Origin of the sequence: Amycolatopsis sp. WAC 04197 (assembly GCF_003947475.1) — a bacterium.
Classification (GTDB): Bacteria; Actinomycetota; Actinomycetes; order Mycobacteriales; family Pseudonocardiaceae; genus Amycolatopsis; species Amycolatopsis japonica.
Map to the genome: position 1 here is coordinate 449,925 of NZ_QHJK01000003.1, position 11,784 is coordinate 461,708.

An 11,784-nucleotide genomic window follows, 5' to 3' on the forward strand; every position below is an offset into this window, starting at 1 on the left:
CGCGTGCTCAGCGCGCCGGACGACGGCTCGCGGCGACGGTCAGCTGCAGGGTCACCTTCGAGCCGACCATGAGCCGGGTGGCGAGGTTCTCGTTCACACCCCAGTGGAGGCGGTTGAGCGAAACGGCGCCCGTGAAGCCGGCACGGACACCGTCCGGGCCCGGCCTGGCGTCGACCAGTTCGACGGCGATGCGGACCGATTTCGTGACGCCTCGGATGGTCAGGTCGCCGATGACCTCGAACCCGCTGCCGCCGACGTGCCGGACGGCGGTCGAGACGAAGGTGATGACCGGATGTCCTGCCACGTCGAAGAAAGCGGTGCGCAGATGGTCGTCGCGCTTCTCGTTGCCGGTGTCGATGCTCGCGGCCTTGATGGTGAGCCGGACGCTGGACCTGGCCGGATCGTCGCCGTCGAAGTGGGCGTTGCCCTCGAATTCGTCGAAATGGCCCGGCACCCGGCTTCCCATGGTGTGCCGGGCGATGAAGGCGAGCGTCGTACCGGCGGCGTCGAGCGAGTAGTCGCCGGTCAGTTCGCTGAGCGGTGTCATGGTCGTCATGCTGGGCTCCTGGCGGATGAGGGAAGCGTTCTCGGCATTACGACGAAACCGCCCCGCCGGATGTGAGCCGCGTCCAACGATGCATGCTATTGATAACCGCTGTTTATCAATAGACCGCAATAAAGTCTTTGTCTTCGATGATTTTGCTTCCTACCGTGAACGAATCGGCGACAGAGGCAGGGAGGAGACGTCTCATGGAGCTTCGGCACCTGCGTTACTTCGTCACCGTCGCCGAGACATGTCACTTCGGCCGGGCGGCCGAGCAGTTGCACGTCGCGCAGCCCGCGCTCTCGCACACCATCCGGCAATTAGAGGACGAACTGGGTGTCGTCCTGCTGGCCCGGACCACCCGGCAGGTCCGGGTGACGCCGGCGGGTGAGTTCTTCCTGGCCGAAGCGCGGCGCGTGCTCGCGGGGCTGGACGTGGGTGTCCGCGGGGTCCGGCGCATCGGCGAAGGCAAGCTGGGCCTGCTCCGGGTCGGGTTCACCGGCACGGCGGCGTTCTCCCATCTGCCGCATCTGGCCAGGGCGCTCGCGCGGCGGGTGCCGCAGGTGGAGCTGGAGATCCGCGCCGATCTGCTGACCGCCGAGCAGTGCGAACGCCTGCGCACGGGCGCGCTGGGGATCGGGGTGCTCCGTCCGCCGGTCACCGGGGACGACATCGACTTCCGGGTGATCGAGAGCGAACCGCTGATCCTCGCCGTCCCGGCCGACCACCGGCTGGCCGTCGAGCCCGTGGTCGTGATGGCGGATCTGCGGACCGAACCGCTCGTGACCTACGACCGGCGCAACTCGGTCGTGTACGAAGCCGTCGCGCGCAGCTGCCGCGAGGCCGGGATCACGCCCCATCAGCTGCACGAAGCCTCCGGAACCGCGGTCCTGCTGGCACTGGTCGCCGGCGGGCTGGGCGTCGGCGTGGTCCCCGCCTCGGCCCGCGCCCTCCCCCTGGCCGGTGTCGTGTTCCGCGATCTCGTCGGAGCGGCGACCGTGGAGCTGGCGCTGGCCTGGCACCGCGAGACCCCGTCCCCGCTCGTCACGACCGTCCTCGACGCGCTCGAGGACGTCTTTCCTTCCGTCGCACCGTCCACAGGGGGCACCTGATGAAGATCACCCGAGTCGAGGCGATCCCGTTCGCCATCCCGTACCGAAAACCGCTGAAGTTCGCTTCGGGAGAAGTGCACGTCGCCGAGCACGTCCTCGTGCGGGTGCACGCCGACAACGGCATCGTCGGCGTGGCCGAGGCACCCCCGCGGCCGTTCACCTACGGCGAGACCCAGGCGGGCATCGTCGCGGTGATCGACTCCCTGTTCGCCCCGCAGATCGTCGGCCTCAGCCTGCTCGACCGCGAAACGGTGCACACCCGGCTCGCCCGCACGGTCGGCAACCCGACCGCGAAATCCGCCATCGACATGGCCATCTGGGACGCGCTCGGCCGCAGCCTCGACGTGTCGGTGACCGAACTGCTCGGCGGCTACACCGATCGCATGCGCGTGTCCCACATGCTCGGCTTCGACGAGCCGTCCGCGATGGTCGCCGAAGCCGAGAAGATGCGTGACACCCACGGCATCAGCACCTTCAAGGTCAAGGTCGGCCGCCGTCCCGTGTCGCTCGACACCGCCGTCGTGCGCGCGCTGCGGGAGCATTTCGGCGACGGCGTCGACCTCTACATCGACGGCAACCGCGGCTGGACCGCCGCCGAATCCGCTCGTGCGATGCGGGAGATGGCCGACCTCGACCTGCTCTTCGCCGAGGAACTGTGCCCGGCCGACGACGTTCTCGGCAGGCGCTGGCTCGTGGGGCAGATCGGCGTTCCGTTCATCGCCGACGAATCCGCGGTGACGCCGGCCGACGTCACCCGTGAGGTGCTCGGCGGTTCCGCCACCGCGATCAGCATCAAGACCGCCCGCACCGGCTTCACCCGTTCGCAGCGCACGCATCATCTCGCCGAGGGACTCGGCCTGGAGGTCGTGATGGGCAACCAGATCGACGGCCAGCTCGGCTCGCTGTGCACGGTCGCGTTCGGTTCGGCCTACGAGCTGACGTCCCGTCGTCCCGGCGAGCTGTCGAACTTCCTCGACATGAGCGACGACCTGCTCACCGAGCCGCTGCGCATCACCGACGGCGAACTCACCGTCCGCCCCGGCGCCGGCCTCGGTGCCGAGATCGATCCCGAAAAGCTCCGGCGCTACCGCCAGGACCACTGACGCCCACCACGAATCAAGGAGGATTCATGACCGCCATCCACGAGACGGCCACCGCAGCCGCGTCCGGCGCCAACGCGACCGAACGGTTCAAGAGCGACAAGTTCGCCGGGGTCGCCGGCACACCCAAGGAACGGGTCAGCCTGCTGGCTCGCGAGGTGCTGGAGGCCGTGCACGGCACGATCCGGAAGCACAAGGTCACCTACGACGAGTACAACGCGCTCAAAGCGTGGCTGATCAGCGTGGGCGAGGACGGCGAGTGGCCGCTGTTCCTCGACGTGTGGGTGGAGCACGTCGTCGAAGAGGTCGCGACCGAGCACCGTGAGGGAAACAAGGGCACCATCGAAGGTCCGTACTACGTGCCCGGCGCGCCCGAGCAGGGCGCCCGCGGTTCGGTCCCGATGCGCGAGGACGAGTCCGGTACGCCGGTCGTCTGGACCGGCCGGGTCACCTCGACCGACGGATCCGCGCTCGCGGGCGCGAAGGTCGAGCTGTGGCACGCCGACGCCGACGGCTTCTACTCCCAGTTCGCGCCGAACATCCCGGAGTGGAACCTGCGCGCGAGCTTCACCGCCGATGACGACGGCCGGTTCGAGATCCACACCGTGCGCCCCGCCCCGTACCAGATCCCGACCGACGGCGCGTGCGGCAAGCTCATCGCCGCGGCGGGCTGGCACGCGTGGCGTCCGGCGCATCTGCACGTCAAGGTTTCCGCGCCCGGCCACGAACTGCTCACCGCGCAGCTGTACTTCCCCGGCGACGAGCACAACGACGACGACATCGCTTCGGCGGTCAAACCGGAACTGGTGCTGGATCCGCGTCCGTCGGACGACGGCGAGGCCATCGAGTACGGCTTCGTCCTCGACCCCGAACGTTCCTGACCCGAATGTCCTTTTTGGAGTGATCGATGCTTTACCACGTTCGCATGGACGTTCGCCTGCCGCCGGACCTCGATCCGGCGGAACGGACCGACATCATCGCGCGGGAAAAGGCGTACAGCCAACGGCTGCAACGCGAGGGGAAGTGGCCGCAGATCTGGCGGATCGCGGGCGAATACGCGAACTTCTCGATCCTCGACGTCGCGGATCACGACGAGCTGCATACACTTTTGTCCGGTTTGCCGTTGTTTCCCTATATGGATATCGAAGTCACACCCTTGGCGACACATCCGTCGAAAGTCACGGGCTGACGGTGCCGGACCGGCTGCGGACGGTCACGCGGCGGCTGGATCGGCCCGTTTTCCCCTGTCTCGCAGCGAAAGCGGACTAGCCTGCCGCAGTGGACGGTCAGCCTGGGACGAACCTGCTCGGAGAACTGCGGCGTGTGGCCGGACTGACGCAGGAGGAGCTGGCGGAACGCACCGGGCTGACGGTGCGCGGGATCAGCAACATCGAACGCAACCGTGTCGCCCGGCCGCGGCGGCGGTCACTGGAGGCCCTGGCTCGCGGGCTGGGGCTGAGGAATGACCAGATCGCCGGATTCGTGCGGCACTATCTGCCGGACGCCGACCCCGCTCCGCGGCCGGCCAGTGCGCCTCCTTCGGCTTCCGTGCCCGCCCAATTGCCGTCCGGAAGCACGTCGTTCACCGGACGGCGTGACGAGCTCGCGACACTCGACGACCTGGCCGCCCGCCGTGACCGGGCCGTGGTCGTCGCCGTCCTCGAAGGTATGGGCGGGGTGGGCAAGACGTCGCTGGCCGTGCACTGGGCGCAGTCAGTCCGCGCGGAGTTCCCGGACGGTCAGCTGTTCGCGAACCTGCGCGGCTACGGCCCGGGCGCGCCTGCCGACCCGGCCGAGGTGCTGCATTCGTTCCTGCGCGCGTTCGGCGTGCCTGGCGCGGAGGTGCCGGCGGACCTCGACGGCCGTTCGGCATTGCTGCGCAGCGTGCTGGCAACACGTTCGGTGCTGGTGGTCCTCGACAACGCGCGGTCCGCGGACCAGGTCCGGCCGCTGCTGCCCGGGCACGCCGGCTGCGTCGTGGTCGTGACCACCCGCTCGACGTTGCAGGGGCTGGCGGTCAGCGACGACGCGCACCGGGTCACCGTGCCGCCGCTCGACGAACACGAGTCGGTCGCGCTGCTCGGCCGGTTCACCGGCAGGGCCCGGCTCGGCGCCGACGAGACCGCGCTCGCCGAGGTCGTGTCCGGCTGCAGCGGGCTGCCGCTCGCGCTGCGCATCGTCGGCGAACGGCTGGCGCACGACCGCGGCCTGGCGGAGGTGGCCGCGGCGATGCGGTCGACGAACGACCGGCTCGACGCGTTCACCACCGAGGAGGCGAGGACGTCGCTGCCGGCGGTGCTGTCGTGGTCGTACGAAGCATTGCCCGGCGACGTCGCGAGCGCGTTGCGGCTGCTGGGTCTGCACCCCGGGCAGCACTGGGACGCGACCGCGGCGGAGGTGTTGCTGGACGCCGACGCGGCCGAGACGCGGCGGTTGCTGCGAGCGCTGGTGGCAGGGCATCTCCTGGAGCACCGCGTGGACGGCCGTCACGAGTTCCACGACCTGGTCCGCGACTACGCGCGCAGCCTCGCCGACCGTCGGCGGCCGGCCGCGATGCGCCGTCTCGCCGGGCACTATCTGTCCGGCGCGGCCGCCGCCGCGGACGCGATCGCGGCGAGGGATCCGAACCGGCGGCCGCTCCTGACCCCGGAGGTCGGCGGCCGGACGTTCGAGGGTTCCGAGGAAGCGGCTTCCTGGCTGGCCACCGAACTGCCCACGCTGCTCGCGATCGCCGAAGAGTCGGCGGGTGCGGGCGGCACCGCATACGCCCGCGACCTGTCCACCGTGCTGTGGCAGGCACTGCGTCTCCACGGCCACTACGACGCCTTGCACACGCTGCACGGCTTCGCGCTCGCCGAGGCACGGCGGGCCGGGGACCCGTTCGGCGAACAGCAGGCGCTGACCGACGTGGCCGCCATCTGCGCCCGCGTCGGCCGGTACGACGAAGCCGTCGAGAGGCTCACCGCCTGCCTCGAAGTACCGGGCAGCCGGACCGCGACCGCCCGCGCGCTCACCACGTTGGGCACGGTGTACGCCCAACTGGGCCGGTACCCGGAAGCGGCCCAGCACCTCCGGGAGGCCGTCGAACTGGCCCGCGAGGTCGGCGACACGCTCAACGAAGGCCGGGCGTACGGCAATCTCGGGTTCGTCCACGAACATCTGGGCGAGCTGGACGCCGCCTTGGGGAGTTATCAGCGGGGACTGGACATCGCGGAACGGATCGGCGACAACGCGGCCGTCGCGATCTCCCTGCACAACCTCGGCGACGTCTACCGTGCGCTCGGCCGCTATGAGGAAGCTCGCGAGCATCTCGACCGGTCGCTGATCGTGAGCCGGGCGGCGGGCCACCGCGAGGCCGAGGGTTATGCGCTGGTGTATCTCGGGCTGGTGCACCTGCACCTCGGCGACCCGGTGACCGGGCGCGAGTACGAGGAGCAGGCTCTCGAAATCGCCGCCGCGACCGGTATCCGTCCGCTGGAAACGCTGGCGCACAACGGCTTGGGCGACAACGCCCGGGCAGGCGGCGACCGTGCGGCCGCGCTGGCGCACTACCTGCGGGCCCGCGACGTCGCTCAGCTGACCAGCGAGCAGCACGAGGAAGCGCGGGCGCTGGACGGCATCGCGGCGACCTACGAGGACGCCGGCGAGACCGAAAAGGCCCGTCCGTACCGCCATCGCGCACGGGCCCTGTACGACGCCATGGGCATCTCCGGCTGAGCAACAAGCGATCACGCGTGATCAGAAAGCGCACACGCGTGATTGGAAGCGGAACTCGCGTGATTAGACGGCGAACACGATGATCGCCGCCCAATCACGCATGATCGCCGTCTGATCACGCATGATCGTCGTTCAATCACGCGAGTCACGTCTTCGATCGCGGTCCGTGTGCCTGTGGTTCCGGTTGGTGAGCGCGGTTCACCGACCGGAACTTCCGGCGTCGAAGTTCCGGTCGGTTGTTCATGGACCGTGCCGGTCCGGCCCCAGTTGAATCGGCCGAGGTCCACTTCGGACCGACTGGGGCGTAAAGGAGTTCGGCGGAGTTGCGGGCAGAACTGGGCAGGGCCGGCCGGGTACACGAGGCGTTCGAGGACCAGGCGGGCCGGACCCCGCACCGCGTGGCGGTCGTCGCCGGAGACCGGCGGACGACCTACCGGGAACTGGACGGGGCCGCGAACGCCGTGGCGCATGCCCTGCTGGAACGCGGGGTGTCGCACGGCGCCCTGATCGGGGTGCGCCTGCGTCGCGGACCGTGGCTGGTGCCAGTGCTGCTCGGCGTGCTGAAGGCGGGTTGCGCGTACGTGCCGCTCGACCCGGCCGCCCCGCGTGCGGCGGTCGCCGACATCGTCGAGGACTCCGGGCTGCGGCTGGTCGTGGTGGACGAACCCGGCGCGAACGAACCGGCTCCGGTCCTCGCCGTCGCGGACATCGACGTCACGCGCACCACCTCCCCCGGCGTCACCGGCGCGGGTTCGGACCTCGCCTACGTGATCTACACGTCCGGCTCGACCGGACGTCCCAAGGGTGTCGAAGTCGAACACCGCAACGTGCTCGCGTTGCTGCGCTGGGCGGCCGCCACCTACTCCGACGACGAACTGCGGGGCGTGCTTGGTGCCGCATCGGTGTGTTTCGACGCGTCGGTCGCGGAGCTGTTCCCGCCGTTGGTCACCGGCGGGAGCCTCGTCCTCGCCGAGAATCTGCTGGCGCTGCCTGGTCTTCGCGACGAAGTCACGTTCGTGCAAGGCGTCCCGTCCGTGCTCGCCGTCCTGGCCCGCACACCGCTGCCGCCTTCCGTGCGGACCGTCGCCATCGCCGGCGAACCGCTGAGCCGCGCGCTCGTCGACCGGATCCATCGCAATGACGGTGTCCGGCGGATCGTCAACTGCTACGGCCCGACCGAGGCCACCGTCAACTGTTCGTCGTACGAGGTCGGCCGCGGCGAACGGACCGACCCGCCGATCGGGACGCCGTTGCCCGGCGCGGAATTCTCCGTACGCGACCGGGACGGCCGTCCACTCGGTGACGGCGAAACCGGGGAGCTGTGGGTCAGCGGCGCGCTCGTGACCCGGGGTTACCTCGGACGGCCCGAGCTCACCGCGAGCAAGTACGTGACCGAAAACGGCATCCGGCACTACCGCACCGGCGACCTCGTCCGGCGGCAAGACGACGTCTACCACTTCGCGGGCCGTGTCGACGATCAGGTGAAGGTCCGCGGGTTCCGGGTCGAACCCGGCCAGGTTCAGGCCGTGCTGCTGACCCATCCGGCGGTCGGCAACGCGGTCGTGCTCGCGCCGGCCGACGAATCCGGGGAACGACGGCTGATCGGGTTCGCCGAACCGGACGGCGATCGGCCGACCGAAGCGGAATTGCTCGCCTGGTTGCGCGCACGACTGCCCGGACACCTCGTCCCTTCCCGGATCGCCGTACTCGACGCGATCCCGCTCGGCACCACCGGAAAGGCCGACCGGGCGGCACTGGCGGCCTGGGTGTTCGATCGCGACGCCTCGGCCGAGTTCGTCGCTCCGAGCACCGACACCGAACGGCTGGTCGCCGATGCCGTCACGGCGGCCTTCGGGCTGGCGGACATCGGCGTGCACGACCGGTTCACCGATTCCGGCGGTCACTCGCTCGCCGCGGCGAGAGCGGTGGCACGGCTGCGCGAAACCACCCACCGGGTGATCAGCCTGGAGAACTTCCTCACCGACGGCACGGTGGCCGCCGTCGCGCGGCGGCTCGACGAAGCCCCGGTCGTCGAGCCGGCGGCGGACCCGGTCAGCGACCCGCGTCGCGAGGTCTTCCCGCTCACCCACACGCAACGCGACCTGTGGACCCTCGCCCAGCTCAGTCCGACGGGCACCGCCACGACGGCCGCCTGGCGCCTGCGTCACCAGGGGCCGTTCTCACGCGAGGCGATCCAGAGCGCGGCGGACGCGCTGGTGGCCCGGCATCACGCGCTGCGCGGCACGGTCCAGGATCACGACGGCGAGCCGCAGTTCGTCATCGGCCCCCCAGCCCCGGTTCCTCTCGAGGTCCTCCAGGCAGGTGAGGAATCGGCCGCGGCGCGGCACGCGTTCGACCTGCGCACCGAATCCCCGTTGCTGCGGATCACGGCGCTCCGGGTCGCCGACGAAGTCACCGAACTGATCGTCGTTTCCGACCACATCGCCACCGACGGCGTCTCGATCGGCGAGCTCATGACCGGTCTGGCGGGGGCGAACGCGCCGGAGCCGGAGGCGCAGATCGGCGACGTCGCCCTCCGCGAGCAGGCACTCGAGCGGGACGACCGGCTGACGCGGTACTGGTCGGCCGAACTGGCCGGAGCGGTCCCGCCCGACGCGCTCTTCGACCGGCCCGCCCCCGGAACACAGCGGTTCCTCGGCGAGCGGGTGACCGTCCCCTTGCCCGAAACCCTGCGCACGGCGGTGGACCGGCTCGCCTCGACCTCGGGGGTCACGCCTTTCGCGGTCTATCTGTCCGCGCTGGGCGTGCTGACCGGTTCGCTGGTGAACGGCTCGGACGTCCTTCTCGGGACGGCCGCGGCGCGCCGGGATTCCGCCGATCTCACCCATACGGTCGGCCCGCTGGTGGAGGTGCTCCCCGTCCGGCTGCGCCCGGATCCGGCCGGTTCGTTCCGCGACCTGCTGCGCACCGCCATGACGACCACCGTGCGGGCCATCGACCACCGCGGCCTGTCATCGGGCGAGCTAACCGAACTCTGGGGCGGCGACCGTCCGGCGGGGATGCCGCTCACCCCGGTGTCGCTTTCCGTGCAGCCCGCCGGGCTGCCAGTGTCGGTGCACGGGCCGGGCACCCGGCTCGACCTGCTCGGCGAACTGCCCACCGGCGGCAGCCACGCCCCGCTGACCGTGTTCGTCAACGAGCACGTCGACGGCGGTGAGCTGATCCTCGAACACGATCCGGCGTTGCTCTCCCCCGCTCGCGCGCAGTGGTTCACCCGCTCCCTGTTGCACATCCTGCGGTCCGCACTGTCCACTCCGGACGCTAAATTGTCCACTTTGGACCTGATCGGCGACGAAGAACGCGCGGAGCTCACGGAATGGGGCACCGGCGCCCCGCTGTTGCCGTCCGAGGCGGTCAGCGTTCCGGACGCGGTCCTGCGCCACGCCGAACGCGCACCGGACGCACTCGCGGTGTCCACACTGACCTATCGAGAACTGGTCTCCCGTGCCGACCGGGTCGCCCGCGCCCTGGTCGCGGCGGGCGTCCGGCGAGGAGACGCGGTCGGGGTGTGCCTGCCCCGCGACGAACTGCTCCCCGCGATGCTGCTGGCCGTGTGGCGGGCGGGTGCCGGGTATCTGCCGCTGGACCCCGACCTGCCGCCCGCACGGCTCGCCCAGCTCGTCACCGAGGCGGGTGTGGAGGTCGTCCTCACGCGCGGAAGCACTCGCGACGTCGCTTTGCCGGGCACGGTGCTCGACGCCGATTCGGTCCCCGACGCCGAGGCGGAGCTGGTCGTGCCGAGCGGTGACTCGCTGGCCTACGTGCTCTACACGTCCGGCTCGACCGGGCGGCCGAAGGGCGTCGAGGTGACGCATGCGAACCTGCACGCCTTCGTCCGATCGCGCCAGCTGTCCCACGGCATCGCGCCGGGCGACACCATGGCGGCGATCGCGCCCTTGGCTTTCGACGTCTCCGTGGAAGAACTGTGGTGGCCACTCGCCTCGGGCGCACGGTGCGTGATCGCCGACCGCGACCAGGCCGTCGACGGCCATCAGCTCGCCCGGTGGATCACCGAAAACGGTGTCACCGTCGCCGATCTGACGCCGACGAGCCTGCGGATGCTGCTCGCGGCGGACTGGCCGGGCGACCCGTCCTTGCGGCTGCTGCTCGGCGGTGAGGCGCTCGACACCGACCTCGCCGCTCGAGTGTTGCCGCTGGTGGGCGAGTTGTGGAACGGGTACGGCCCGACCGAGGCGACGGTCGCGGCGACCGCGCACCGCGTCACGCCCGGCGACACCTGGGTGCCGATCGGCGGACCGACGCCCGGCGCCCGCCTGTCCGTACGCGATACCGGTGGCAGACCCGTTCCGGCGGGCGCGATCGGTGAGCTGTGGATCGGTGGGAGCGGCGTCGCACGCGGCTACCGGGGGCACCCGGAGCCGGCCGCGTTCGTCAACGAGGAGGACGGCCGCTGGTACCGGACGGGCGACCTCATCCGGTGGCGGCCGGAGGGCACGTTGGAGTTCCTCGGTCGCGCCGACGACCAGGTGAAGGTGCGGGGCAACCGCTTCGAGCTCGGCGAGATCGAGGCCACCCTGCGGTCACTGTCCGATGTGGACGACGCGGCGGTCGCGGTGATCGCGGACGGCGTCGACGCCCACCTGGCCGGGTACCTCACGCCGGCGTCGGCCGACCCGTCGGCCGCCCAGCGACACGTCGGGCGGCTGCTGCCGGGATACATGGTGCCGAGCCGGTGGCTGACGCTCGACACGCTTCCGTTGCTGCCCAACGGAAAGCTCGACCGGCGCGGGTTGCCTCCGCTGCCGTCCGCCACGGCCGCCGCGGCGGCCCCGCTCTCGGCGGACGAGGAAGTGGTCGCCGAGGTCTGGCGATTCTGCCTGGACGTCGGCGAGATCGGCCCGGACAGCGATTTCTTCGCCCTCGGCGGCCGGTCCCTGGCGGCGACGCGGGTGGTGGGGACGCTGCGTGACCGGGCGGTCCACCGGATCACCGTGCGGACGCTGTTCGACCATCCGGTGCTGTCGGACTTCACCGCCCAGCTGGGCGGTCTGCGCGCGGAACCGGCGGGGCCGGTCGAAGAACTGGTGGCGGTCGTCTGGGCCCAGACGCTGGGCCACGACCGGGTCGGCGCACTGGACGACTTCCCGTCACTCGGCGGCGATCCGGCGAAGGCCGCCCAGGTGGCGGACCGCCTGTCGGCGGCGCTCGGTTTCCCGATCCCGGCGGGGAGCGTGCTGGAGCACCCGGTCTTGCGCGAGTTCGCCAAGGCCCTGAACGCCATGGCCATGACGGCCCTCGAATCCGTGCCCACGGGCGGCACGGCATGACC

Annotated in this window: 7 protein-coding genes; 6 read left to right on the forward strand and 1 reads right to left on the reverse strand. The window is 70.8% G+C overall.

Annotated features, from left to right (window positions below; all coding sequences use genetic code 11):
* Positions 1-7: 7 nt before the first annotated feature.
* Positions 8-556, reverse strand: coding sequence for a YceI family protein (locus tag DMC64_RS15055; protein WP_233629664.1), 549 nt, complete (start codon positions 554-556; stop codon positions 8-10).
* A 194-nt stretch (positions 557-750) separates the two neighbouring features.
* On the opposite strand from DMC64_RS15055, the gene DMC64_RS15060 reads away from it, so the two are divergent.
* The 6 genes from DMC64_RS15060 to DMC64_RS15085 all read left to right on the forward strand — a co-directional run bounded on the left by DMC64_RS15060 (position 751) and on the right by DMC64_RS15085 (position 11,782).
* Positions 751-1,656 carry a LysR substrate-binding domain-containing protein gene (locus DMC64_RS15060; protein WP_125734023.1) on the forward strand — a complete coding sequence of 302 codons (906 nt, stop codon included), beginning with the start codon at positions 751-753 and terminating at the stop codon, positions 1,654-1,656.
* Entirely contained in the window at positions 1,656-2,759 is a 1,104-nt protein-coding gene (locus DMC64_RS15065; protein WP_037337903.1) for a mandelate racemase/muconate lactonizing enzyme family protein, read from the forward strand. Before DMC64_RS15060 ends, DMC64_RS15065 begins: the two co-directional genes overlap by 1 nt.
* A 26-nt stretch (positions 2,760-2,785) precedes the next feature.
* A complete protein-coding gene (gene catA / locus DMC64_RS15070) occupies positions 2,786-3,637 on the forward strand; it encodes a catechol 1,2-dioxygenase (protein ID WP_125734024.1) in 852 nt (283 codons plus the stop codon).
* Between the two features lie 26 nt (positions 3,638-3,663).
* Positions 3,664-3,945: a muconolactone Delta-isomerase gene (gene catC, locus DMC64_RS15075; protein ID WP_125734025.1), complete on the forward strand. Its 282-nt coding sequence runs from the start codon at positions 3,664-3,666 to the stop codon at positions 3,943-3,945.
* A gap of 89 nt (positions 3,946-4,034) precedes the next feature.
* Positions 4,035-6,473, forward strand: coding sequence for a tetratricopeptide repeat protein (locus tag DMC64_RS15080; RefSeq protein ID WP_125734026.1), 2,439 nt, complete (start codon positions 4,035-4,037; stop codon positions 6,471-6,473).
* A 323-nt stretch (positions 6,474-6,796) separates the two neighbouring features.
* The gene (locus DMC64_RS15085; RefSeq protein ID WP_125734027.1) at positions 6,797-11,782 is read left to right on the forward strand and encodes a non-ribosomal peptide synthetase; all 4,986 of its coding nucleotides are present in this window, start codon (positions 6,797-6,799) and stop codon (positions 11,780-11,782) included.
* Positions 11,783-11,784: the final 2 nt, after the last annotated feature.

What these genes read in the sequence shown, in the direction of transcription:
- DMC64_RS15055 (WP_233629664.1), bottom strand. Translation starts at nt 556, where the DNA reads ATGACGACCATGACACCGCTCAGCGAACTGACCGGCGACTACTCGCTC.
- DMC64_RS15060 (WP_125734023.1), top strand. Translation starts at nt 751, where the DNA reads ATGGAGCTTCGGCACCTGCGTTACTTCGTCACCGTCGCCGAGACATGT.
- DMC64_RS15065 (WP_037337903.1), top strand. Translation starts at nt 1,656, where the DNA reads ATGAAGATCACCCGAGTCGAGGCGATCCCGTTCGCCATCCCGTACCGA.
- catA (WP_125734024.1), top strand. Translation starts at nt 2,786, where the DNA reads ATGACCGCCATCCACGAGACGGCCACCGCAGCCGCGTCCGGCGCCAAC.
- catC (WP_125734025.1), top strand. Translation starts at nt 3,664, where the DNA reads ATGCTTTACCACGTTCGCATGGACGTTCGCCTGCCGCCGGACCTCGAT.